This is a genomic window from Rhizobium sp. SRI_017, from assembly GCF_057586295.1.
Genome location: NZ_JBYCZP010000027.1, coordinates 25,166 through 48,130 on the forward strand (window position 1 = coordinate 25,166; position 22,965 = coordinate 48,130).

Annotated in this window: 21 protein-coding genes; 12 read left to right on the forward strand and 9 right to left on the reverse strand. The window is 58.9% G+C overall.

What is annotated here, in order from left to right; genetic code table 11:
• Positions 1–109: 109 nt before the first annotated feature.
• The 9 genes from AC2YI2_RS32760 (at position 110) to AC2YI2_RS32800 (ending at position 9,053) form a co-directional block, all read left to right on the forward strand.
• The gene (locus AC2YI2_RS32760; protein WP_487390721.1) at positions 110–1,396 is read left to right on the forward strand and encodes an epoxide hydrolase family protein; all 1,287 of its coding nucleotides are present in this window, start codon (positions 110–112) and stop codon (positions 1,394–1,396) included.
• Positions 1,397–1,506: 110 nt separating this feature from the next.
• Positions 1,507–2,313 (forward strand): SDR family NAD(P)-dependent oxidoreductase, encoded by an 807-nt coding sequence (locus tag AC2YI2_RS32765; protein ID WP_487390722.1) that lies wholly within the window; start codon positions 1,507–1,509, stop codon positions 2,311–2,313.
• 81 nt (positions 2,314–2,394) lie between these two features.
• Complete coding sequence (locus AC2YI2_RS32770; protein ID WP_487390723.1) at positions 2,395–3,453, forward strand: alpha/beta fold hydrolase; 1,059 nt, start codon at positions 2,395–2,397, stop codon at positions 3,451–3,453.
• Positions 3,454–3,502: 49 nt separating this feature from the next.
• Complete coding sequence (locus tag AC2YI2_RS32775; protein WP_487390724.1) at positions 3,503–4,162, forward strand: sensor histidine kinase; 660 nt, start codon at positions 3,503–3,505, stop codon at positions 4,160–4,162.
• Between the two features lie 84 nt (positions 4,163–4,246).
• Positions 4,247–4,702 (forward strand): (2Fe-2S)-binding protein, encoded by a 456-nt coding sequence (locus tag AC2YI2_RS32780; protein ID WP_487390725.1) that lies wholly within the window; start codon positions 4,247–4,249, stop codon positions 4,700–4,702.
• A 67-nt stretch (positions 4,703–4,769) separates the two neighbouring features.
• The gene (locus tag AC2YI2_RS32785) at positions 4,770–6,917 is read left to right on the forward strand and encodes a xanthine dehydrogenase family protein molybdopterin-binding subunit (RefSeq protein ID WP_487390750.1); all 2,148 of its coding nucleotides are present in this window, start codon (positions 4,770–4,772) and stop codon (positions 6,915–6,917) included.
• A 13-nt stretch (positions 6,918–6,930) separates the two neighbouring features.
• Positions 6,931–7,659, forward strand: coding sequence for a hypothetical protein (locus tag AC2YI2_RS32790; protein WP_487390726.1), 729 nt, complete (start codon positions 6,931–6,933; stop codon positions 7,657–7,659).
• A gap of 55 nt (positions 7,660–7,714) precedes the next feature.
• The gene (locus AC2YI2_RS32795; protein WP_487390727.1) at positions 7,715–8,320 is read left to right on the forward strand and encodes a molybdopterin-dependent oxidoreductase; all 606 of its coding nucleotides are present in this window, start codon (positions 7,715–7,717) and stop codon (positions 8,318–8,320) included.
• A 7-nt stretch (positions 8,321–8,327) separates the two neighbouring features.
• A complete protein-coding gene (locus AC2YI2_RS32800; protein ID WP_487390728.1) occupies positions 8,328–9,053 on the forward strand; it encodes an FAD-binding oxidoreductase in 726 nt (241 codons plus the stop codon).
• A gap of 20 nt (positions 9,054–9,073) precedes the next feature.
• On the opposite strand, the gene AC2YI2_RS32805 is transcribed toward AC2YI2_RS32800, so the two are convergent.
• Genes AC2YI2_RS32805 through AC2YI2_RS32815 form a run of 3 tightly spaced genes read right to left on the reverse strand, consistent with a single transcriptional unit; the run spans position 9,074 to position 10,983 of the window.
• The gene (locus tag AC2YI2_RS32805) at positions 9,074–10,072 is read right to left on the reverse strand and encodes an NADP-dependent oxidoreductase (protein ID WP_487390729.1); all 999 of its coding nucleotides are present in this window, start codon (positions 10,070–10,072) and stop codon (positions 9,074–9,076) included.
• A 30-nt stretch (positions 10,073–10,102) separates the two neighbouring features.
• A complete protein-coding gene (locus AC2YI2_RS32810; RefSeq protein WP_487390730.1) occupies positions 10,103–10,561 on the reverse strand; it encodes a carboxymuconolactone decarboxylase family protein in 459 nt (152 codons plus the stop codon).
• An 11-nt stretch (positions 10,562–10,572) separates the two neighbouring features.
• Positions 10,573–10,983 (reverse strand): cupin domain-containing protein, encoded by a 411-nt coding sequence (locus AC2YI2_RS32815; RefSeq protein WP_487390731.1) that lies wholly within the window; start codon positions 10,981–10,983, stop codon positions 10,573–10,575.
• 550 nt (positions 10,984–11,533) lie between these two features.
• Here AC2YI2_RS32815 and AC2YI2_RS32820 point away from each other — a divergent pair.
• Positions 11,534–12,904, forward strand: coding sequence for an FAD-containing oxidoreductase (locus AC2YI2_RS32820; RefSeq protein ID WP_487390732.1), 1,371 nt, complete (start codon positions 11,534–11,536; stop codon positions 12,902–12,904).
• 17 nt (positions 12,905–12,921) lie between these two features.
• On the opposite strand, the gene AC2YI2_RS32825 is transcribed toward AC2YI2_RS32820, so the two are convergent.
• From AC2YI2_RS32825 to AC2YI2_RS32850, 6 genes are all read right to left on the reverse strand, one after another.
• Positions 12,922–13,296, reverse strand: a complete 375-nt coding sequence (locus tag AC2YI2_RS32825) for a response regulator transcription factor (RefSeq protein ID WP_487390733.1) — start codon at positions 13,294–13,296, stop codon at positions 12,922–12,924.
• A 10-nt stretch (positions 13,297–13,306) separates the two neighbouring features.
• Entirely contained in the window at positions 13,307–16,147 is a 2,841-nt protein-coding gene (locus tag AC2YI2_RS32830; RefSeq protein WP_487390734.1) for a PAS domain-containing protein, read from the reverse strand.
• 245 nt (positions 16,148–16,392) lie between these two features.
• Positions 16,393–16,818 carry an OsmC family protein gene (locus AC2YI2_RS32835; RefSeq protein WP_487390735.1) on the reverse strand — a complete coding sequence of 142 codons (426 nt, stop codon included), beginning with the start codon at positions 16,816–16,818 and terminating at the stop codon, positions 16,393–16,395.
• An 80-nt stretch (positions 16,819–16,898) separates the two neighbouring features.
• Positions 16,899–17,849 carry an alpha/beta fold hydrolase gene (locus AC2YI2_RS32840; protein ID WP_487390736.1) on the reverse strand — a complete coding sequence of 317 codons (951 nt, stop codon included), beginning with the start codon at positions 17,847–17,849 and terminating at the stop codon, positions 16,899–16,901.
• A 140-nt stretch (positions 17,850–17,989) separates the two neighbouring features.
• Positions 17,990–19,120, reverse strand: a complete 1,131-nt coding sequence (locus tag AC2YI2_RS32845; protein ID WP_487390737.1) for a hypothetical protein — start codon at positions 19,118–19,120, stop codon at positions 17,990–17,992.
• 32 nt (positions 19,121–19,152) lie between these two features.
• Positions 19,153–19,464, reverse strand: coding sequence for a hypothetical protein (locus AC2YI2_RS32850; protein ID WP_487390738.1), 312 nt, complete (start codon positions 19,462–19,464; stop codon positions 19,153–19,155).
• Between the two features lie 383 nt (positions 19,465–19,847).
• On the opposite strand from AC2YI2_RS32850, the gene AC2YI2_RS32855 reads away from it, so the two are divergent.
• Both AC2YI2_RS32855 and AC2YI2_RS32860 read left to right on the forward strand, forming a co-directional pair.
• Positions 19,848–22,526, forward strand: coding sequence for a PAS domain-containing protein (locus AC2YI2_RS32855; protein ID WP_487390739.1), 2,679 nt, complete (start codon positions 19,848–19,850; stop codon positions 22,524–22,526).
• Positions 22,523–22,897, forward strand: coding sequence for a response regulator transcription factor (locus AC2YI2_RS32860; protein WP_487390740.1), 375 nt, complete (start codon positions 22,523–22,525; stop codon positions 22,895–22,897). Before AC2YI2_RS32855 ends, AC2YI2_RS32860 begins: the two co-directional genes overlap by 4 nt.
• Positions 22,898–22,965: the final 68 nt, after the last annotated feature.

The window sequence follows — 22,965 nt, forward strand, 5'->3', positions numbered from 1 at the left end:
CCAATCACGCGTCCGGCCAATTCGAAGGTATCGGGGATACCATCGTGCAATGGATCTACTGCGCCTGAAGATCGAACTGTGATCTGCATTCGAAACCGAGGAGGACATCATGTCATCTCTATCAATTGCACCGACGCGGCGCGAGCTGCTTACCGCCACCGCTGCTGCCAGCGTCATCAGCCTGTTGCCCGAAACTTTGCGCGCGGCAACAGAGAACGACTCGATCCGGCCTTTCACCGTCAGTATTCCGGAAGACGACATCGTCGATCTCCGCCGTAGAATTGCCGCCACACGCTGGCCCGATCGGGAAACGGTCCCGGACGCCACACAGGGTGTGCAACTCGATGTGATCCAGAAGCTCGCGCGCTACTGGTCGACTGACTATGACTGGCGCAGATGCGAAGCGATCCTGAATGCCCTGCCCCAGTTCATCACGGAGATCGACGGAGTCGACATTCATTTCATTCATGTCCGTTCGAAGCACAAGAACGCCCTGCCGGTCATCGTCACGCATGGCTGGCCCGGCTCGATCATCGAGCAGTTGAAGATCATCGAGCCCCTCACCAACCCCACCGCACATAGCGGTGACGCTTCCGACGCCTTCGACGTCGTGATCCCGTCGATGCCGGGCTACGCTTTCTCCGGCAAGCCGACAACTACGGGTTGGGACCCAGTCCGCATCGCGCGCGCCTGGACTGTCCTGATGAAGCGCCTCGGCTACACAAAATACGTCGCGCAGGGTGGCGATTGGGGTGCCGCTATCACGGAGCAGATGGGCGTCCAGGCGTCGCCGGAACTCCTCGGCATTCATACCAACATGCCTTCTGCTGTGCCTGCCGAAATCTTCAAGGCGCTCGGCGCCCACACCCCACCGCCCGGCCTGTCGGCCGATGAAGACCGTGCCTTCAAGCAACTCGACCTCTTCTTCTCGAAGGGCGTGGCCTACGCCCAGCAGATGGGAAGCCGGCCCCAGACCCTCTACGGGATTGCCGATTCCCCCGTCGGCCTCGCCGCTTGGTTTCTCGACCATGACATCCGGAGCTATGAGCTCATCGCACGCGTCTTCGACGGTCAATCCGAGGGGCTGACGCGGGATGACATTCTCGACAACATCACCGTCACCTGGCTCACCAACACGGCGATTTCCGAAGCGCGTCTCTATTGGGAGAACAAGCTTGCTTTCTTCGTGCCGATGGGGGTGAAAATGCCGATCGCGGTCAGCGCATTTCCCGACGAGCTCTATCAGGCGCCGCGCAGTTGGGTCGAGCAGACCTATCCGAAGCTCATCCATTACAACCGGCTCGACAAGGGCGGGCATTTCGCGGCCTGGGAACAACCGCAAACGTTCTCGGCCGAACTGCGCGCCGGCTTCCGATCGTTGCGCCAATCGATCTGAAATGGATGGGGCGGACCGCCTGCCCCATCCCCTCCCGGGGCGGCCGGGCCAATGTGCCCGGCCGCTGACCCCGAGTGCTGCCGACTGATCAATTGAACTGGAGAACTGCCATGTCGAATTCCAAAAGAGGTATCGCGGTCGTAACCGGCGCCTCAGGGGGCATCGGCGCCCTTTATGCCGACCGGCTGGTCCGTCGTGGTTACGATCTCATTCTCGTGGCGCGCAACCAGGCGCGGCTGGACGCGGTAGCGCGACGGCTCGTCGCCGCAACGGGCAGAAACGTCAAGACCATTGCAGCGGACCTCAACGACAAGGCCGGCCTTGGCCGGATCGAAACACTGCTGCGCACGGACCCCGGCATTACGATGCTCGTCAACAATGCGGGTGTCGGTGCCGTTGCTCCTCTGCTCGAATCCGACGTCGATGCAATCCAGGCAATGATCGAGCTCAACGTCACATCGCTCACCCGACTCACTTATTCTGTCGTTCCAGCGATGGTCGGACGCGGCGACGGCACGATCATCAACATTTCCTCGGCTGTCGCCATCGGGCCTGAAATTCTCAACGGCGTCTATGGCGCGACCAAGGCGTTCGTGCTGGCTTTCAGCCAGTCACTTCATAAGGAACTGGCTAACAAGGGGCTGCGTATCCAGGCAGTGCTTCCCGGCGCGACAGCGACAGAATTCTGGAATGCAGCCGGGAGCTCGATTGAGACACTCCCCGGCGAGTTGGTCATGCGCGCCGACGATCTCGTCGATGCGGCGCTCGCGGGCCTCGACCACGGCGAATTCATCACGATCCCGTCGCTCCCTGATGTGGCTGACTGGAATGCCTACGAAGCCGCCCGGCAGAAACTCATGCCAAACCTCTCGCTCAGCGTATCGGCGCACCGCTACCGCAGCCCAGCGGCGGCGTGAGAATCATCGGGGTAAACGCAAGCGCCCCGACGACATTCTGAACGATGCTGGCTTGCGGTTTCACGCAACGGAAGAGCTGCCATGGACAAGTTCGGGACTGAAGAGAAAGTCGATCATCGGCGCCGCGCCTTGATTGGCGCAGCGGCCATGGCCGTCGCCGCCGCGGAGTTTGCCACGGCGCGGCAGGCCCAGGGCGCGAGCAGCCTGTCAGCCGGCGACAAGGCCGATGCGCGCGCAGAATGGTCGACATCGCTCAAACAGATCGATGCTGGTGTGTTGAATGTCGGCTATGTCGAAATGGGGCCGAGCAGCGGCGAACCGATTATCCTGCTCCATGGCTGGCCCTATGACATCCATACCTATGTCGATGTCGCACCCTTGCTGGCAGCGAAGGGTTGCCGCGTGATCGTGCCCTATCTGCGAGGATACGGCACGACACGTTTCCGAGCGAACGATGCAATGCGCAACGGCCAGCAATCGGGTTTTGCCGGCGACACGGTCGCGCTGATGGATGCGCTGGGCATCGAGAAAGCCACGATCGCCGGTTGCGACTGGGGCGCGCGGACGGCGAATATCGTGGCCGCCCTGTGGCCGGAGCGTTGCAAGGCAATGGTCTCGGTCAGCGGCTATCTCATAGGCAACCAGAAGCTCGGCATGATGCCATTGCCGCCGGCGGCCGAACTGCAGTGGTGGTATCAATATTACTTCGCCACCGATCGCGGCCGTGACGGCTACGAGAAATACACGCGCGACTTCGCGCGTTTGATCTGGAAACTCGCGTCACCGAAATGGAATTTCGACGACCCCACGTTCAATCAGAGCGCGACCGCCTTCGACAATCCGGATCATGTCGCGATCGTCGTCCACAATTACCGCTGGCGACTTGGGCTGGCAGATGGCGAAAGGCGGTATGACGCACTGGAGAAGCGGCTTGCCGAGGGCCCCCTTATTCGCGTGCCCTCCATCACACTCGAAGGTGCAGCGAACGGCGCTCCGCATCCCGATCCGGCCATCTATCGAAGCAAGTTCTCGGGTGAGTACCGACACCGACTGCTCGCGGGCAATGTCGGACATAACCTCCCGCAGGAAGCGCCGCAGGATTTCGCCAATGCCGTCCTCGATGCCAGTCGGATGGGATGAGCGGCCTTCGATACGCCAGATACCGATTGTGGCAGGAGAGGTCAGTGCCATGAAAACGAAACCCGGAAACGGCATTCCCGCTGAAACCTACGATGTAACGCCATGCCTTATGGAGCTCAAGGCGCTGGTCCAGAGGACCTGGGAGCCCGGCATCCGTTTCGAACTGCACGCGCCGCTGGCGATGCCCGCCGTCGCATGGTGCCGTGAAAGCCTGCAACACGCTCTCATGAACATTCTGTCCAATGCTCGTGAGGCAATGCCGAGCGGTGGCCTGATTTCTCTCGTCGCTTCGGCCCATCCACGCGAATCCGCGGCCACGGAGATCCAAATTTGTGTCACCGACAGCGGCCTCGGCATGACCCGCGATACGCTGCACCATGCCACCGATCCGTTTTTCACCACAAAAGCAGGCGGCATGGGCGGCCTTGGTCTGCCGATAGTCGTAGGCTTTGTTGAGGAAGTTGGTGGCAGTCTTCGGATCGAAAGCGAACCAGGTGTCGGGACGGTCGTGACCGTGACCTTGCCCGTGCCAACTCAGATGCGGATGGCCAGCTTGAACTTCAATGCGGGGATTGACGGCTATCACCGGGATCCGACGGTCAGCAGCCGCGACCCGAGGGCCAACCTTGCCGACAGGATGTCGGCCGTAAACGATCCAAAGGTATCACCAACACCATCGGACAATAGCGTTCCCATCCTCACCGGCTGATCCTGCCACATCCGCGAATTCGGATGGGCGGACACAGCGGAACGACTTTTTCGACCGACGATCCGGTCACAGGGAGACGAGACCATGGCCTTCAGGATCAAAATCAATGGTCAGACGCACAACGCCGACGTCGATCCGGATACGCCCCTGCTCTGGGTGCTACGTGATGTGCTCGGCATGACCGGCACGAAATTCGGATGCGGCGCCGCACTATGTGGAGCCTGCACCATACATGTCGATGGCATAGGCACACGCTCCTGTGTAACGCCGGTCGACAGCATAGGAGAATCTGAGGTCACGACGATCGAGGCGATCGGTAAGACCGAATTGGGCGAGAAGACCCAGAAGGCGTGGCTTGATCTCGAGGTTGTACAGTGCGGCTACTGCCAATCCGGCCAGATCATGTCGGCCGTCGAATTGCTCGCCTCCAATCCGAGCCCAAGCGATGCCGACATCGACGATGCGATGTCCGGCAATATCTGCCGTTGCGGAACCTATGTCCGCATTCGCGCGGCTATCAAACAGGCTGCGGCGAACTAGGTTGGAGGTCGCGATGAAAATCGTTCAACAGGCACAACAGGACGCCACTGCATCGGAGCTATCGGTGATGGACATAGTGTCCCGTCGAAGCTTTCTCAGGGGTTCGGCAGCCGCTAGCGGCGGCTTGATCCTAGCTATCAGCCTGCCCTTCACAACTGGTGAGTCCGAGGCAGCCGGCAATACTTTTATGCCGAATGCGTTCGTCCGCATCGGTAGCGACGGCAAGATTGTCCTGACCATGCCTTATGTCGAAATGGGCCAAGGCACATACACGTCCATTCCGATGCTGCTTGCCGAGGAATTGGAGGTCGATCTCGACCAAGTGGAACTCGAGCACGCCAGCCCCAACGAGAAGCTTTACGCAAATCCATTGCTCGGTGTTCAGGCGACAGGCAATTCCAATGCGATCCGCGGCGCCTGGGAGCCGATCCGTCGCGCCGGCGCAACGGCGCGAACCATGCTCGTAGCGGCGGCCGCCAAACGCTGGAAAACCGACCCTTCGGCCTGTCGCGCCGAGCGAGCCGAGGTGGTGCATTTGCCGACCGGCCGCCGACTGAAGTATCGAGCGATTGCCACCGACGCTGCGCGGATGTCGGTTCAAGCGAACATCGAACTCAAACAACCGCAGGATTTCAAGCTTATCGGTACGCCGGCCAAGCGCCTCGATACGCCGGCGAAGGTCAACGGGACAGCGGTCTACGGAATCGACGCGCGCCCGCGCGGCGTCAAGATCGCGACCCTAGCGCAGTGTCCGGTGTTTGGCGGCCGCCTGAAGAATGTCGACGAAAAAGCCGCGCTGGCCGTCAAAGGCGTCCGCCAGATCGTGCGGCTCGCCGATGCCGTCGCGGTCGTTGCTGACCATATGGGCGCTGCGAAAAAGGGGCTGGAAGCCTTGATCATCGAATGGGATGAAGGCCCTCACGCCAAACTTGACACCAAGGCGATCCTCCGCGCACTCGAAGAGGCGACACTCCATGCCGGACCGGTTGCGCAGAGCATCGGTGATGCCGAGCGCGCGATGGCTGGCGCGGTCACCAGGCTGGATGCGACCTATCACGTCCCTTTCCTCGCGCATGCGACGATGGAACCGATGAATTGCACGGCTCACGTCCGTAGCAATGGCGTGGAGCTCTGGGTCGGCACTCAAGCGATCGCGCGCGCCCAAGCGGCCGCTGCCGAAGCAGCCGGCGTCGCGCTCGACAAGGTCACCGTCCACAATCATCTGCTCGGTGGCGGGTTTGGCAGGCGGCTTGATGTGGATGGTGTCAGCCGCACGGTCGAAATTGCCAAGCAAGTGAAGAGTCCGGTCAAAGTCGTTTGGACGCGGGAAGAAGACATCCAGCATGACATGTACCGGCCGATGATTTTCAATCGGTTGTCCGCCGGTCTAGACGCTGATGGAAGGCCCGTGGCGTGGACCAATCGTTACGCCGGTTCATCGGTGGTCGCACGATGGCTTCCGCAAGCGTTCAACAATGGCCTTGACCCCATCACGACGGAGGGCGCCATAGATCTCGTCTATGATCTCGCGAACCTTCACGTCGAATATGTCCGCGTGGAGCCTCCGGGCATTGCGACAGCGTTCTGGCGGAGCGTCGGCCCCTCGCACAACGTCTTCGTCACCGAAAGCTTCCTGGACGAATTGGCCGACGCGGCAGGACAGGATCCTGTCCCCTATCGGCTCGGTCTTCTCGACAAGACGCCGAGGGCAAAGGCCGTTCTCGCACTTGCCGCCGAGAAGGCGGGCTGGGGCGAGAAGGCGCCCGCGAGAGTTGGAAGAGGTGTCTCCGTCCAGAACGCCTTCGCGACCTATATGGCGCAGATTGCCGAAGTCGAAGTGGCCGACGACGGAACCGTGCGTGTCCGACGCGTCGTCTGCGCGGTGGACTGTGGCATCGTCGTCAATCCCGACACCGTTCGCGCGCAGATCGAGAGCGGAATCATGTTCGGCATTACCGCTGCGCTCTATGGCGAGATCACTCTCAAGGACGGCCGGGTCGAACAGGGAAATTTCGACACCTACCGGCTTCTGCGCATGAACGAGGCGCCATCCGTCGAGGTCCACATCGTGAGCAGTTCGGAACCGCCGGGCGGCATAGGTGAAACCGGAACCTCATGCATCATACCGGCCGTCACCAACGCGATCTTCGCGGCCACCGGCAGGCGACTGCGACAATTGCCGATCGACTCTGCAGTCTTAAAACAGCCGGCATGAGTGAGGGCCCGATATGAACCAATTGCTGTCACAGATACTGGAAGCGCATGGTGGCATTGACCGTTGGCTGCGGCACGAACGGATCGAGGCGACGATCGTCAGCGGCGGCGGACTCTTCGCGCTCAAGGGCATGCCGCAGGACTCGTCCCCACGCCGCATGACCGCATGGCTGCGTGAGGAACGTTCGTCGATTACACCCTTTGGGGCGGCCGACCAGCGCACAATGTTCACGCCGGATCGGATAGCCATTGAGAAGCTGGATGGTACGCTGGTCGCCGAGCGCCGGGCGCCGAGGGATTCGTTTGCCGGTCACCGGATCAGCACGCCATGGGATCCGCTGCAGCGAGCCTATTTCAACGGCGAGGCGCTGTGGACCTATCTGACGACGCCCTTCCTTCTGGCGATGGATGGCGTCCGGGTCGAAGAAACCGAGACGTGGCAGGAAGCCGACGAGGCGTGGCGTGTCTTGCGCGTCCATTTTCCGGGTTCAATCGAAACGCATTCCATGATCCAGGATTTCTTCTTCGACGACGACCTGATGCTGCGTCGCCACGACTACACGGTGAACATTGCCGATGGCCTGGCGGCCGCCCAACTGACATCGAGCTATGTCGAAGCGGATGGGTTTTGTCTGCCGACCAGACGCCGCGCCTACGCGCGCGGGCCCGACTGCAGGCCTATCACCGATCTGCTTCTGGTTTCCATAGATCTCAGCGAAATCGACGTCTTCTCCTCATCTTGATCAGGCAGCGCACGACAAATGCGCTGATTGGTTCTAACCCTCAAGGGGCATCCCGATGGTCACGCGCGGCTTTACAGGCAGAACTGAGAATTCAGAGACAGCCAATCGCCTTCCGCCCGGTCAACACGCTGTTCCGGACTTTCCCGTCCTGTCGGCCGGATCGACGCCGAGAATCAGCACCGAGGACTGGGCCTTCGCGTTGAAGGTCGGCCCACGCGTCGTTGCGAAATGGAACTGGGCGCAGTTCAGCGCCCTCCCCCAGACAAAGATGACGCGCGACATCCACTGCGTCACGACATGGTCGAAGTTCAACACCTTCTGGCAAGGGGTACTGATCGACGATCTTCTAGCCGATGCCAATCTCGAAGCGCCCACACCGTTTACGCTTGCGCATTCCTATGGGGGCTATTCCACCAACGTGCCATCGGCGGACCTGCTCCTCGGCAAGGCCATGGTTGCGACCAAATTCGCAGGCCAGCCTCTTGCGATCGAACATGGCGGGCCAGCGCGGCTGCTGGTGCCGCATCTTTATTTCTGGAAGTCGGCAAAATGGGTGAATGCGCTCCAGTTCACGGATCGCGATGAGCTCGGATTCTGGGAGCTGCGCGGTTACCATCGCTACGGCGACCCCTGGCGCGAACAGCGCTACACCAACGATTGACACTACGATGCAGTGGCAAACCGCAATCATCAAACGGATCGAGACGCTTTCGCCCCGCGTCAAGAGCTTCTTCTTCCAACTCCCGGAGCCCATTGCGTTCCGCCCCGGCCAGCATGTCGTATTGCGGCTGACGGCACCGGACGGCTATCGCGCCCAACGGAACTATTCGATCGCCTCCGATCCCGGGCTTGATCGGATCGGCGAGCTCGAGCTCACGATCGAAAAGTTCGATGACGGCGAGGTGTCCCCATTCCTGCATGAGGTCGCGCAGCCTGGCGACGAGATCGAGCTGGGTGGCCCGATCGGCGGGCACTTCACATGGCGCCCCGACGATGGCGGCCCCGTGCTGTTCATCGGCGGCGGCTCCGGCGTCGTGCCGTTCATGTCCATGTTGCGCCACAGGGCAGCCGCCGGATCGCGCATTCCTGCGACTCTGGTGTTCTCTGCGCGATCGCGTGAGGACTTGCTGTTCTTTGATGAGCTTTCGAACTTGGCCGCCTTGGACAGCAGTTTCACCCTGATAACCACGCTGACGCGGGACACGGGATCGCATTCGTTCCGGACGGGACGCATCGATGCAGCCCTCATCGCGGACGTCGTCAACGCCATGACAGTACCGGTTCAACAGGTGCTGATTTGTGGCTCGGATCCGTTCGTGGAGACAGCGGCCGAGGGAGCAATTGCGGCCGGCATTGAGCCGACCTTGATCAAGACGGAACGCTATGGCGCATGATTGGGGACGATTATCGCCCGCTATTCCGTCGCGCCCAGGGCAAGAACAATCTTTCCCTTCGGCGCGCGACGCTGCCCTTCCAGAATGAGGTGAGCGTCGCGTGCCTGCGCGAATGGCAAAACAGTGCTGAGACGTATTTTGAGGTCGCCCTGGTCAATGAGGTCGGAGATTTCCGCCAGATGGCCCGTTCCAACCTTGACGAGAAAGAAGGTCGCCTCGACCCCATGGCTCTTCGCCAATGCCTGGTCAGGCTGCGAGACAGCCGAGACCAGCCTCCCGCCGCGGCGCAAGACTTGAAACGAGCGATTCTGCGTTTCGCCACCGACAAGATCCAGCACTGCGTCCACATCGCTGACCTTGTCCTCGAAGCGCTCTGTCTGAAAATCGATCACAGTTTCCGCTCCGAGGTCTCGGACAAAAGCGATTTCATCGGTCGCAGCCGTGGCGATCGTACGAACGCCGGCGCGGCGGGCGAACTGTACTGCAAAGGCCCCGACATTGCCCGCGCCACCGTGGATGAGCACGGTCTGGCCGGCCGTCAGCTTCGCCTGATCGAACAGACCCTGCCATGCCGTGACCGCTATCACGGGAACGGAAGCCGCTTCGACATGACTGAGCGAGACCGGCTTCGGCGCTATCATCGCGGCAGAGGCCAGCGCGTATTCGGCATAGGCGCCGATGAAACGCGGATTAGTGACGCCATAGACCTGATCGCCGGCGCGAAGGTCTGTGATGCCAGATCCGACCGAGACAATCTCTCCTGAGAGGTCAGAACCGAGCGTGAGCGGAAGCGGCTGAGGCAGCGCGCTCCTTCCACCTCTGATCCACCCGTCCCAGGGGCCAACCCCCGCGGCCCGGACCTTGACGAGAACTTCACCCGGTTCGGGATGCGGGACGGCAACATCTTCCAGCAGCATGGAACTCGGCGGGCCGAATTCATGCACACGCCACGCCTTCATCGACAGGGGAGCGACAGCCTGGGCTTTCGTCTCTTCTGGGGAAACACTGTTCGTTGTCATGGAAGTACCTCCGTTTGTTGCCAACATGAGTTAGGCAGGCGACACGGCTGCAGCCGGCGTGGCCCGGAAGCTGATCGCGAGGCGATTGAAAGCATTCATCAATCCGATCGCAATCGTGAGGTCGACGAGTTCTTTCTCACCGAACGCGCTTCTGGCCTGGCGGTAGGCTTCGTCCGGCACGTGGGTCTCGCTGACCCGAGTAACGATTTCCGCCCACTTCAGGGCCGCCTGTTCGTGACTGTTGAACAAGCCGGCGGCCTCTTCCCAGACTGGTACGAGTGCCAGCTTCTCGACCGAAACCTGCGACTTAAGCAATTCGCGGCTATGCATGTCGATGCAATATGCGCAGCCGTTGATCTGCGAGATGCGAAGATAGACGAGTTCGACCAGGGCTGGCGGTAAACCGCTTTGCGCTACATAGCCGTAGACAGTACCTAACGCCTTCACGCCGCCGGGCGCAGCAGCTGCATAGTTCATGCGCTGGAACATCGTCGTCGTCCTTACTTCAGTTCAGGGACTGTCAGGGTGTCCTTGGGATCGGCGATGAAGACGGCGAGCAGGCTCGCCGGCTCGCTGGCGCTGACGTTCTCGCTTATCTTGTGATGTGAGCCGGGATCTTCGTAAAAACCTTCGCCAACCCGGTAGACCCTGGCGGGTTCGCCATCGACCTGGCTTCGGATCGCGCCCGACAGCACATGTGCGTAGATGAAAGCCGAGCCCGCGTGGAAATGTGGGGGCGACTTGCCGTCGGGCGGATAGGTGACCTCAAGCGCGATCAGGCTCTTGCCCGGAACGTTCGGGATAGCCCGCTCGAAGACAAGCCTCACCGTTTCATCAAACTGCGGTTCTGCCGTCTTCCGAGCGACAGCCGTCGCGACGCGACGCTCCGGCGTGATGGAATCTCCTGCCACATTGACGACTGCGGCAGCGAGGCAACCAACAGAGATCATACCTACTGATATTTCAAATAAGCGCATTGTCTTGCCCTCGTCTTGGGGTCAACTGGCGGGTGCTCGCTCTAGGCGGATCTATCGGTGTCGTCGTGGAGGCAGCCGAACCGACAACGGGTGGTCGGGGAGAAAGTGGGGGCGGTAATCTGCCTCGGTCTCTTGAGGCATCTTGTCTATTGTCATTGCTCTGCCCGGTGACGAGCGCGATGAATTCGACAAGCGCCGATAAAACCGCGAGATGAGTGACAACAGCTTCATAGCGAGATTTCCTTCTCCCTGGCACGATTGTGTCATCGTGGTGCCAAGGCAAAAGTTCGTGCACGCTCGGAGGAAAATCCATTGCACGATGGTGTTGCCAATACCTTGGCATCAATGCCCTTGGTCGACCTCGGCTATCCAAAGGTATCGTCGATACCATCGTGCAATGGATTTGACATCGGCGTCTGCCAGTTTGGCTGCACCAGACAGCTCGTAACGGCGCGATCGCGCATTCGACCACCAGGAGCATGCTATGAACCGCAGCTTTGACGCGATTATCATCGGTGCCGGACAGGCGGGCCCCTCCCTTGCGGGGCGGTTGACGGCGGCTGGCATGAAAGTGGCCCTCGTCGAACGCAAGTTCCTCGGCGGGACCTGTGTCAACACTGGCTGCATGCCCACCAAGGCAATGGTTGCAAGCGCCTACGCGGCACATCTCGCTCGACGCGCGCGCGACTTCGGAATAGCGATCGCTGGCGAGATCGAGGTCGATATGGCGAAAGTTCACGCCCGCTCCGCCAAAATAGTACTAGATGCCCGTTCGGGCCTGGAGAACTGGCTGGGCGGCATGGAAAACTGCACCCTGCTCCATGGACATGCCCGGTTTAGAGGTTCCCACACGATCGAGGTCGACGGCGAGATGCTTTCGGCGCCGAAGATCTTCATCAATGTCGGCGGTAGGGCGGCGCGGCGGCCCATTCCCGGCATCGATAAAGTCAAAACGCTCGACAATACCGATATGGTGGCCCTTGATCAGATACCACGCCATCTCATCGTCGTCGGCGGCAGCTACGTGGGCCTCGAATTTGCTCAGATGTTCCGTCGTTTCGGCGCGGAAGTGACAATCGTGGAAAAGAGCTCGCAATTGGTGGCCCGCGAGGACGAGGATATTTCGTCCTCGATTAGGGACATTCTCGAGCGTGAAGGCATTGCCATTAGACTTAATGCAGAGTGTATCCGACTTGAACCACACGGTCATGAGATTCGCGTTGGTCTGTACTGTGAGCGCGAGCCTCGCGATGTGATCGGCAGCCATGTGCTCCTCGCTCTCGGACGCCAACCCAACACCGATGACTTGAGCCTTGATCAGGTCGGAATCGCGCGTGATGCCCGCGGCTATGTTGTCGTTGACGAACAGCTCGAAACAAATATCAGGGGGGTGTTCGCGCTTGGCGAATGCAACGGACGCGGCGCCTTCACCCACACTGCATACAACGATTTCGAAATCGTTGCAGCCAATCTGCTCGATGGCGAAGATCGCAAGCTGTCTGACCGCGTTCCGGGCTATGCGCTGTTTATCGACCCGCCACTGGGGCGCGCAGGAATGAGCGAAAAGGAAGCGCGCGAGGCAGGTCTGCCCGTTCTGGTCGGCACCCGCCCCATGACGCGAGTGGGACGCGCAGTCGAGAAAGGGGAGACTCTGGGATTGATGAAGATAGTTGCCAACTCCGAGACAGGCAAAATTCTGGGTGCAGCGATCCTCGGCCCTGGTGGTGACGAAGCCGTACACGGCGTGCTCGACGCGATCAACGGTCGAATGCCATATCGCGATCTTCAGTGGGCGGTCCCGATCCATCCCACGGTTTCTGAGCTGATACCCACCGTGATCGCCGGGATGAGGTGATGGATCGTGCCAGAATGTCAGGGCTCACCGAGCACCGTCTCGAGGGCGTCCTGGAGGGCGGCATCGCTGAACGGTTTGTACAAGCAATCTACGGCGCCCTTCCTGATAAGGCGTTGACGTACACTTTCATCCTTGAGCGCCGTGATAAAGACAATGGGAATATCGTGACCACGACGCTCGAGTTCGGCCTGCAGCTCGGGGCCAGTCATGCCAGGCATGGCGATGTCCAAGATAAGGCAGCTCGTCCCCCCGATGCTGTCGGACGCGAGAAATTCTTCCGCCGAGGAGAAGGCCCTCACATCGAAACCGAACTCCTTGACGAGATCCGGCAACGATTCTCGTACCGACTCATCGTCGTCGACGACCGATACGAGTGGATGCGCACTTTTCATAATATCCCCGCTACACTTTAGGCACTGCTGATGACGATGTTTGCGCAGCACTGCTTTGGGAAGTGAGCGCCTGATCCCCTGAGTATTGAGGGATGGAAAACGAGAAGGTTGCTCCAGGGCCAACATTTGATGTCGCCCACAAGCGGCCATTATGGCCATCGATAATGGAACGACTGACCGACAAGCCGATGCCCATGCCATCACCTTTGGTTGTGTAGAATGACTGGAACAGCCGCTCGACATCTTGCGTTCCCAGGCCTACGCCGCTGTCCTGCACGCTGAGGCGTACAAGATCGTTGCCGTCCAGTTCGGTGCTAATCAACAACCGCCTCTGGTGATCGTCGATGCCGCTCATGGCATCGGCGGCATTTCGCAACAAATTCATGATGACCTGCTGGAGTTGCACGCGGTCGCCGCTTGCAAGGGGAAGGTCCTCGGCGAACGCAGTACGCAAAACCACGCGTCCTCTCTGAAGGTCGCTCCATAGCAGAGCGATGACCTCCCGCGCGGCTTCATTGAGATCGACTGCTTCAATCGCCGCAGCGCGTTTGCTGAAAAGCGCGCGCAGTCGCGTGATCACGTCGGCCGCCCGGTTGCCATCCCGAATAGTACGTCGGGCAGTCTCCTTGGCACCCTCCATGTTCGGTGGGTCGGCCGCCAACATGCGAAGACACGTGCCAGCATTGGTTATGATACCGGACAACGGTTGATTGACTTCATGGGCGATCGATGCCGTTAGCGCGCCTAGGCTTGTTACTCTCGCGACATGGGCAAGCTCAGACCTTGCTTTGCTTAATGCGTCTTCTGCAAGCCTGCGCTCAGTCAGATCCTGAACCGCGGCCAGACACTCCAAACTTCCATCCTGATGCCTGACAACTCGACCGAAAGTGCGAAGGTACTTCACCTTGTCGTCAGGCATCTTCAACCTGATATCGTAACCGGAATAATCAAGACCTGCGCGAATCCGATCCATTTGAGCAAGAACCAGCGGCAAGTCTTCAGGATGAATGCGAGCTCGAAATTTCTCAAGCGTCACCACCGCATTCTGATCGAACTCGAAGATGCGCTGTAGTTCCTCCGAAAAGGTGACCTCATCCGTATCAACACGCCATGAAAACGTGCCCGTTGAACTCAGCCTCTGACCTTCTGCGAGCAATGTTTCGCTACGCCTGAGCGCTGCTTCGATTCTCGAACGCTCGATGGCGATGCTTGCAATGTGAGTCGCGTGAGCAATGAGATCCTGATCGTCAGCAGACGGAGTAGCGGGCTTGCTCTGATAGACGCAGAATGTGCCGAGGACCCTTCCATCCTTCGCGCAGATCGGCGTGCTCCAGACCGACCTCAAACCGTGCTCCAGGACATGGGCTCGCACCGGAGACGTCAGCCATCGTGGGTCCGACTCCATGTCCTCCGAAACCACTTGTTGCCTTTGACGAACTGCTATTGCGCACGGCAGTAAGTCGCCGTTGAGCGAGAGCCCGGCAATCGGCTCGCTATATGTTGCTGAAAGCGAGGGCGCCACGCTGTACTCGATGGAAGGGCCGTTCCAATCGATTGGGTGAACGTCGCAATAGCACCCCGGCGCATCCTCCTCGATCATACGACACAATGCTTCGAGAACGTCGCGAAGCGGACTGCCGGAAACGATCATTTCGAGCAAATGTTTTTCCCGAGCGAGGTTGGTCTCGGCACGCTTGCGGTCGTCGATGTCGGTGTTGACCCCGTACCATCCAACGATAGTCCCTGCTGCATTGCGTAGAGGACTAGCGCGGAACAGAAACCATCGATACTCGCCATCGGCGCGGCGTAACCGGGCTTCCGCCTCCCCATCGCTCTCGGATGAGATGATCGCCTGCCATGTTGCGGCCAGTCCAGCTTTGTCATCAGGATGAACGGCCAATGTCCAACCCCAACCCTGCGCGTCTTGGGCCTCGAGTCCGACATAGTCGAGATAGTTTTGATTGAGAAACTCCGCAGCACCATCTGGGCGAGCAGACCATGCCATCGCCGGGATCGTGTCGATCGCTGTTTTGAAGTTACGCTCACTTTCGCGAATTAGTTGTTCAGCTCGCTTTTGCGCGTCAAAGTCTGTGCTCGTGCCGTACCATCTGATGACATTGCCAGCATCATCATGCAAAGGATTGACCCGAAAAAGAAACCACCGGTACTTCCCATCGTACCGACGCAACCGCGCTTCCGCTTCTCCTGGTTCGCCGGATGCCAAGATTGTCTGCCACGTTGCGGCCAGACCCTCCAGGTCGTCTGGATGGACCGCGGCTGTTAGATCCCAATATTCAGATAGCCCGGTAGTCCATTCCCAATCCCTGCTTTCTCCCACAGTAAGGCCGATATAGTTCATGTACTGCTGGTTGAAGAACTCCGGGGTGCCGTCGGGCAACATAGACCACGCCATGACCGGCAGGGTGTTGATGATTAGGCCGAGGCTTTTCTGGCTTTGACCCCGCGCCTCTTCAAACTGCTTCCGTTCGTCTGGTTGGCGGAAATCACGGACGTCGGCCTCCATCCCGCACCATCCAGTGATGCGCCCGTGATCGCCGAAAACAGGACTGCACTCGAACACCACTCGACAGTACTCGCCGTCGGACCGGCGCATTCGGGTTTCCAATCGACCCGTTTTTTCGGATACGAAAATCGAGCGCCAGCGCTCCAGCGATGCAGGCAGATCGTCCGGGTCGATTGTGGACTGCCACGCATGATTTGGAGCGTCTTCCTGTTGACTGCCAGTGTATTCGATCCAACGTCGATTGACGAAATTGACACTTCCGCTCAACGTCGCGGTCCAAACCATAGCCGGGAGCGCATCCAAGACCGGACCGAGAGACGTCTTCATTGCCACCCTTTACGTGTGTGCGGACACACGAACATGCGAGGGATTGGATCGGAAGTCCATTGTCCCTTGGTATCGGTTTCCGGGGAATGACAGACAGTGGGCAACGCGGTGGAAGACGTAAGTATCGCCGATACCAGCTCGCCGCACTCATCGCTAGATTTGGTTCGAAGGCAAGATCATGGTCCGACGACACCTGAGTGGAACTGTTCTGATCTGAGCACCCTCGCGGGGGCAGCACCATTCGTCTAAACTTGAAGAGAATCAATCACTTCCAAGGTGTGGGAGATTTTCGCAGTTTTTGCGAGCATTGCGCTGGCAGAACAATATTTCCCAAGAGATAGATCGATTGCCCGTTCAACCTTGTCCCGCGCGAGGGCCCGGCCGACTACCGTAAAGCGTATATGAATCTCGGTGAACACCCTCGGGTCCCGTTCGGCACGCTCAGCATCAAGCTCTAAAGTGCAGTTCTCGACCGCCGCGCGCCCCTTCTCGAGGATTTGGACGACATCGAAGGCCAGGCATCCACCTGTGCCCATCAATATCAGCTCCATCGGACTCGGTCCCGGAGATTGGTCGTGGGAAGACACGGCCGTTCCCATCTGGACTTTGTGCCTACTTTCGGATGTGGCGATGAACGTCCGGTCCTGGATCCAGTTGACCTGCGCTTTCATGTGCTCGATCTCCCTTACAGAATTCGGCTTAGGTCGATCGCCACCGCCTATTCGATTGCAGTCGCAGCAGCGGCGCAATTTTATCGAAACGTAGCCCGGATTTCTTCTATTGCCTTCTCTGGATCCTGCAAATGAGGGTAATGCCCGATTTCAGGCAGGATGGTCAGCTCGGCACCGATTTTCTTAGCCAGCTCAACACCCATGTCCTTCTTGATGTAGATATCCTCCTCACCCCAGACGATCCTGACAGGAGTTCGCAGCTTGCCAATGTTTGCCTCGAAATATTGCTGGTCCTGGGTGAACTTCGAGTAGTAGTGAAAGAACGCATCGGCCGACGTCAGTTCGCCGTGGTTCCATCCGATGAACAGGTCGTGTTTGAGCTCCGAGGACACCGCGAATTGAGCGTCGACTGACAATCCTCTCCTGAAGGCGTTCTCGAGGATTTCATTGCTTGTCCTGTTCATGTAGTCATGGGTCTTGGCAGCTGAGTGCTCGGATTTCAGGCTTTGCAGACTTTCATACATGTATTGCGGCCTATCGAACGGTGCAAAGTCCCCGACGATGATCGTCTTGGCAAGGTGCGGATCCTCTATCGCCGCAAGAAGCGCCGGCAATGCGCCGATGTCTGTCGCGTAAATAGTCAGACTCGCCTTATCGATACCTGCCTTCTCAACATACTGCTGCAGAACCCGGGCATATTCTTTCGGCGCGTAAGAGAAAATCCGGGCCGGTGGCCGCGACGAGAAGCCGTAACCGGGCCAGTCAATCGCATGGATTTCGTAATTCGGCGCAAGTTGAAGTGCGATGTCCTTCCAGACGCACAAGGTCTCTGGAAATCCGTGCAAGAGCAGCACGGTACCGGCTGCGGTTGGGCTATGAGCTACCATCCTTCGCAACGTAATGTCCGAACTGATCTGAAGATAACCGAGCTCCAGATTCCTGGCTCGCGTGGCTTGTTCCCCGCCACAGGCCGAAGCGATCGATGTGCAGAGAGCCAAGAAAAAGGCAATCAAGCCGGGCAATTTGAACATAACTATATCCTTTCATGGACTTCGAATTGCAGACCGACCCACACAATCTTTGATTTGCCATGACGTCGGTCACGCTGCTGGCGGAATCAATTGGACGAAGGTGTCAGCGCATGTTTTCGGCCGGCGGCGCGGGCATTCGTTCAAACAGCCAACTGTTGATGTTCGTCGTCGACGGTCGAAGCCGCACCGCTGCTCGCGGCCTTCACAAGGCATTCTATCTCGCGCGCGATCCTTGGCGTTTCCTCGTAGGCGTGGTCTGCAACAACGGCCGTCTGCCCGCTCCGGACATCACCCGCTTTGAATCCCTGGCGGGCTAGGCATGTTTCCAACGCCGGCGTCGATTTGATCACAAGATGATTTGTAAGGAGGGACTTGCTCTGGTCATAGGCCGCGAGCGACAGGTTCCAGAAGGTGGATACCGTACTTCGCGTGCCGCCCACGAACACATCCGAATTCGGAGAAACAAGTCGGCAGTGGCCCGGCGTCGCGATCAGTGCGCGGTAGTGATGAACGACCAGCGTTCCGGGCTGTTCGACCGTCAGCAACTCGAACCCAGATGAGGGAACATGAGAGGCACCAGCTGCTAGATGCGCCGCCGAGCATGCCCGAAATGCGCCATCAGACAGGCGAAATAGCCAATCTGAGAGGTCGATCTGCCCATAGGGCACGTCGATGAATGTGCTGCAGCTCGCATCCGCAATAAGCTGGCCATTCCCCCTCTGGGTGGCCCCAAGTGCCACTTCAGGTGTCAGTCCACTTGCGTGAGCCTGGACCTGGTTGGCAAGGGAGGATGTCTCTCTGCTGCATCGGTCGTCCACGTAGCGTTGCAGCTGGCGGATCTCTTTGTCCAAGGAGTGGCCACTTCTCGCCATGAGTGCTTCGAACTCGGGTGTGCTGCGGACCACCACCGTGCTCATGATTTGTGCTCGGCGAAACGAGATTTGCGCGACCGTCATGTCCCATGCGATATCGAGCGTTGTCTGACCGAGGCTATGGAAATAGTCGGATCGCGATCTCAGATAACAGCGATCAGGATCGCTCTGCCTTTCGACATATCTGTGGACCGCCACGTTGTCGTTGAGGAGTTCAACAGCGATACATAGCCGACTACCGTCTGCCGCGCGACTTGTGCCGCCGCCGACATATCCAGGCGTTAATGCCTGAAATTGTCTGTCGGCCAGACTAAAGAACCAATCCGGAAAGCTAATGCCGCGATCTGGTGAATCGAAGCTGGCAACGCCGGTTGAAATGGCAAGGATGTTTCCGCTCATGACAAATCTCCGTGGGAGTTCATGTCCGCGTTTCAGCGCACGTAGAAAATCAAGCGGCCGTTGAATGAGCGTTCACGACCAATAATGTTGCGAAATTGGATGCCGCGAGCACGGAGCTTGCGGACCAATACGGGGTCGGACGCAATCTCTCGCTGGATTTCGGCAACCCTGGTTCTGGTTGCCTTCGCCCGTATGGCGGACTTCTGCCCCTCGGCGTCGATCTGGCTGACATAGATAACGGTGAACGGTGGGCGGCCTTCGCTTATCATATCGTCCGCAATTACCTGCACCGTTGCGAGGGCCAAGGCGACGAGCGCCGCCAATAGGAATAATTTGCTTTTCATTTCTCGCTCCTTGATGGCCGTTGGCGCTACCGCCGTGGCCAAACGTTGCCCATCGTGTTCGCATCGGAATTCGAGGCGGGATGACACGCTCGACGGGCAGCATTCGCTCTGTTGGCAGGCCGGACCGCACCAGCATCCGCGCCACGGTTTGAATTCTAAAATTCTCGAGGATGATGAATGAGCGACCCGCGGAGGCTATTGTACGTAGGTGTGGACGATACCTTTGGATCGATTGGCTTCGAGCGGAGAGCGATTGCGAAGCGCCGTGGCGATACAGTTTGCATGGCACCCAGCAACTGCAGCACGTTTAGGATCGACACCAAAGCACAATAGACCTTGGTAGGAGGGCCGCCTAATGATCTGACGCGCGGAGTGAGAAATGGATGGCCATGGCGATCGATGAAAGCCAGCTGTTGGACGCCTTGCCGGTCATGGTTTGGACCATGCTGCCTGACGGGCGGATCGACTTTGTCAACCGGATCTGGTCCGAATACACCGGGCTCACACTCGATGCTGCGCAAGAGCTCGACTGGGCCGCTACCATTAAGCCCGACGGACGATTGAATCTACTTCCACACGGAACGCCTCGGGCGGGTTCCGGCAACGTCGAGGCTGTCAAAACTCACCTTCGCGACGCCAATGGCCGCTATCAATGGTTCGACACGCGATTGAGTCCAGTTGTCGATGCAACATCAATGGTCGTAAAATGGGTCTGCGCCGCCGTTGATATCAACGAGCACCCGCCGGCAACCGACGCGCCTTGTGAGAGCGAGCATGACGCGCGCCTGATCCTGGATAGTATCCCCGCTGGCGTGGAAGTACTTGATCCTTCTGGTAAGATCATCACTCTGAACAGACAGGCCATCCGATACTTCGGCAAGTCCGAGCAGGAATTGAGGTGCCGGGGGCTTGCCGAATTCATCCATCCTGGCGATCTCAACACGGTGTTGGGGAAAGCGGCGCATGCGCTGTCGACCGGTGACCCCTACCATGCCGAACAACGGTTCCTCGGCGCAGACGGAAGCTATCGTTGGTTCCAAGTGCGAGGCATTCCCTTGCGGGATGAGTCCGGGCGCATCATCCGCTGGTACGCTCTGCACATCGACATCGATGAGAGAAAGCGCAAGGAAGAAGCGGTAGGCGAGAGCGAGGAATATGCGCGTCTGATCGTTGACAGCATTCCGGGAATGATCGCGGTCTTCGCCCCAGACGGAGAACTCGAACTTGCGAGCGATCAAATTCTTGAATTCTATGGCAAGACATTCGAAGAGCTAAAGAGCTGGACGACCACGGATTCAACCCACCCGGATGACTTGCCTCGCGCGATCGAGCTTTTCACCCACGCACTCACATCAGGCGACCCCTTCGACTTTGAAGTACGGACTCGACGTTCCGATGGCGTCTATCACTGGTTTCAGACCCGGGGCCTGCCGCTCCGGGATGCAAATGGGACGATCGTTCGATGGTATAACCTACTAATCGACATAGACGAGCGAAAGCGCGCCGAAGAGGCTTTGACGGCCAGCGAACACAACCTCCAGCTTATCATCGACACGATCCCGGCCATGGCCTGGTCAGCAAACACGGAAGGTGTGGCGGATTTCTTCAATCAGTTCTACCTCGATTATCTCGGCCGTTCCCTGGAGGAAACGCGCGGATGGGGCTGGACGGAGGCCGTGCATGCCGACGACATCGGCAAGCTGGCAGATGTCTGGAAGACCACTTTGGCGAAGGGAACTCTCGGCGAATGCGAAGCCCGGATGCGCCGGTTTGACGGCGCATACCGATGGTTTCTCCATCGGGTCAATCCGCTGCGCGATGATCAAGGGCGCATCGTCCGGTGGTATGGCACGAACATCGATATCGATGATCGCAAACGAGCGGAAGACGATCTCCGGCGAAGCGAGGCTTTTCTGGCGGAGGGCCAGCGCCTGGCCCGTATGGGCAGCCTTTCCTGGGATGTGGAAACCGGCGCGATCGTGTGGTCGGACGCGCTCTACAAGATCTTCGAAATCGAGCCCGGAACGACCCTGACAGCCGAGCGAGTTTTTGGTCAGGTGCATCCGGAGGATTTGCCCATGATCGAAGACGTGCTGGAGCGAAAGGAACCCACTCTGGACTACCAGCATCGGATCGTGATGCCGGATCAGTCGATCAAGCATCTCCACGTGGTTGCTCACCGGACACCGAACGAATTTGGCCGGGTCGAGTACATCGGGACCGTCCTTGACATCACGCGGCGCAGATCCGGCGAGGAGGCGCTTGAGAAACTGCGCTCCGAACTCGCACAAGTCACCCGGATCATGAGCCTCGGCGTGCTGACCGCCTCCTTCGCCCACGAGGTCAATCAGCCGCTGGCGGGTATTGTCACCAATGCCAGCACTTGCCTCCGAATGCTTGCTGCCGACCCTCCGAACATAGAGCTTGCAAAGGAGACGGCACGGCGCAGCATTCGTGACGGCAATCGTGCGGCAGATGTGATCAGTCGGCTACGCGCCCTCTTCAGCAAGCGGCAAATCACGATCGGTCCGGTTGATCTCAACGACGCTGTTCGTGAAACCATTTCCATGTCGCGGGGGGATATCATCCGAAGCCGCGCCACCGTGCGTACCGAACTTGCCGAAGGACTGCCGCTCGTGGCAGGGGACCGTATCCAGCTTCAGCAGGTGATCATGAATCTTCTGCGAAATGCTGCAGACGCGGTCAATGACGTGAAGCATGACACAAGGCGAATCTTGATCCGGACGGAGGCTAGCGTCGACGGCGAGGTGCGCCTGTCGGTCGAGGACGACGGCATCGGATTTTCGGCAGTCGATGCGGATAGGGTTTTCGAAGCTTTCTATACGACCAAGACGGGCGGCATGGGGATCGGGCTCTCCGTCAGCCGCTCTATCATCGAAAGCCACAATGGGCGCCTTTGGGCGCGCACGAATGACTGCCGGGGGGTTACCTTTTGTTTTTCCGTTCCCCAACACTCCACAGGCGATGAGGCAGCGAAGAAGCAACGCCCTGCCCCGACACGAAGCGAGAGCGACGCTTATCAGTCAGTGAGGATTCAATGAGTACAAGACACCAACACGTGTCGGTGGTCGATGACGATGAATCAGTTCGTGAATCGCTTCCCGACCTCATAGAGGCGTTTGGCTTCAGTGTCGGTGCGTTTTCGTCGGCGGAAGAGTTCTTGTCCTCGGATGCTATCGACAAGACCATGTGCCTTGTTCTCGACATTGCGATGCCCGGAATGACAGGTCCCGAACTCCAACGTGAATTGATACGCACCGGCCACAATATCCCGACGGTTTTCATCACAGCGCTGAAGGACGATACCGTTCGACCGCGCCTGATCAAGCAAGGGGCAGTGGACTGCTTGTTCAAACCTTTTGGCGACGATGCACTTCAAGCAGCGCTCAGTATGGCGCTTGGCGAGCCTTAAGCGGCGTCTTGCTACGACGAAACGGAGGATTATAACCGATGCATGCGAACCTAATGCACTCAGCGCCC

Bases quoted from the DNA above. Each gene is read 5' to 3' on its own strand.
- AC2YI2_RS32795 (WP_487390727.1), top strand. From the start codon at position 7,715: ATGGTCACGCGCGGCTTTACAGGCAGAACTGAGAATTCAGAGACAGCC.
- AC2YI2_RS32760 (WP_487390721.1), top strand. From the start codon at position 110: ATGTCATCTCTATCAATTGCACCGACGCGGCGCGAGCTGCTTACCGCC.
- AC2YI2_RS32845 (WP_487390737.1), bottom strand. From the start codon at position 19,120: ATGAGCGGAAACATCCTTGCCATTTCAACCGGCGTTGCCAGCTTCGAT.
- AC2YI2_RS32775 (WP_487390724.1), top strand. From the start codon at position 3,503: ATGAAAACGAAACCCGGAAACGGCATTCCCGCTGAAACCTACGATGTA.
- AC2YI2_RS32790 (WP_487390726.1), top strand. From the start codon at position 6,931: ATGAACCAATTGCTGTCACAGATACTGGAAGCGCATGGTGGCATTGAC.
- AC2YI2_RS32765 (WP_487390722.1), top strand. From the start codon at position 1,507: ATGTCGAATTCCAAAAGAGGTATCGCGGTCGTAACCGGCGCCTCAGGG.
- AC2YI2_RS32850 (WP_487390738.1), bottom strand. From the start codon at position 19,464: ATGAAAAGCAAATTATTCCTATTGGCGGCGCTCGTCGCCTTGGCCCTC.
- AC2YI2_RS32770 (WP_487390723.1), top strand. From the start codon at position 2,395: ATGGACAAGTTCGGGACTGAAGAGAAAGTCGATCATCGGCGCCGCGCC.
- AC2YI2_RS32800 (WP_487390728.1), top strand. From the start codon at position 8,328: ATGCAGTGGCAAACCGCAATCATCAAACGGATCGAGACGCTTTCGCCC.
- AC2YI2_RS32855 (WP_487390739.1), top strand. From the start codon at position 19,848: ATGGCCATGGCGATCGATGAAAGCCAGCTGTTGGACGCCTTGCCGGTC.
- AC2YI2_RS32860 (WP_487390740.1), top strand. From the start codon at position 22,523: ATGAGTACAAGACACCAACACGTGTCGGTGGTCGATGACGATGAATCA.
- AC2YI2_RS32820 (WP_487390732.1), top strand. From the start codon at position 11,534: ATGAACCGCAGCTTTGACGCGATTATCATCGGTGCCGGACAGGCGGGC.
- AC2YI2_RS32840 (WP_487390736.1), bottom strand. From the start codon at position 17,849: ATGTTCAAATTGCCCGGCTTGATTGCCTTTTTCTTGGCTCTCTGCACA.
- AC2YI2_RS32830 (WP_487390734.1), bottom strand. From the start codon at position 16,147: ATGAAGACGTCTCTCGGTCCGGTCTTGGATGCGCTCCCGGCTATGGTT.
- AC2YI2_RS32825 (WP_487390733.1), bottom strand. From the start codon at position 13,296: ATGAAAAGTGCGCATCCACTCGTATCGGTCGTCGACGACGATGAGTCG.
- AC2YI2_RS32835 (WP_487390735.1), bottom strand. From the start codon at position 16,818: ATGAAAGCGCAGGTCAACTGGATCCAGGACCGGACGTTCATCGCCACA.
- AC2YI2_RS32780 (WP_487390725.1), top strand. From the start codon at position 4,247: ATGGCCTTCAGGATCAAAATCAATGGTCAGACGCACAACGCCGACGTC.
- AC2YI2_RS32805 (WP_487390729.1), bottom strand. From the start codon at position 10,072: ATGACAACGAACAGTGTTTCCCCAGAAGAGACGAAAGCCCAGGCTGTC.
- AC2YI2_RS32810 (WP_487390730.1), bottom strand. From the start codon at position 10,561: ATGTTCCAGCGCATGAACTATGCAGCTGCTGCGCCCGGCGGCGTGAAG.
- AC2YI2_RS32785 (WP_487390750.1), top strand. From the start codon at position 4,770: ATGGACATAGTGTCCCGTCGAAGCTTTCTCAGGGGTTCGGCAGCCGCT.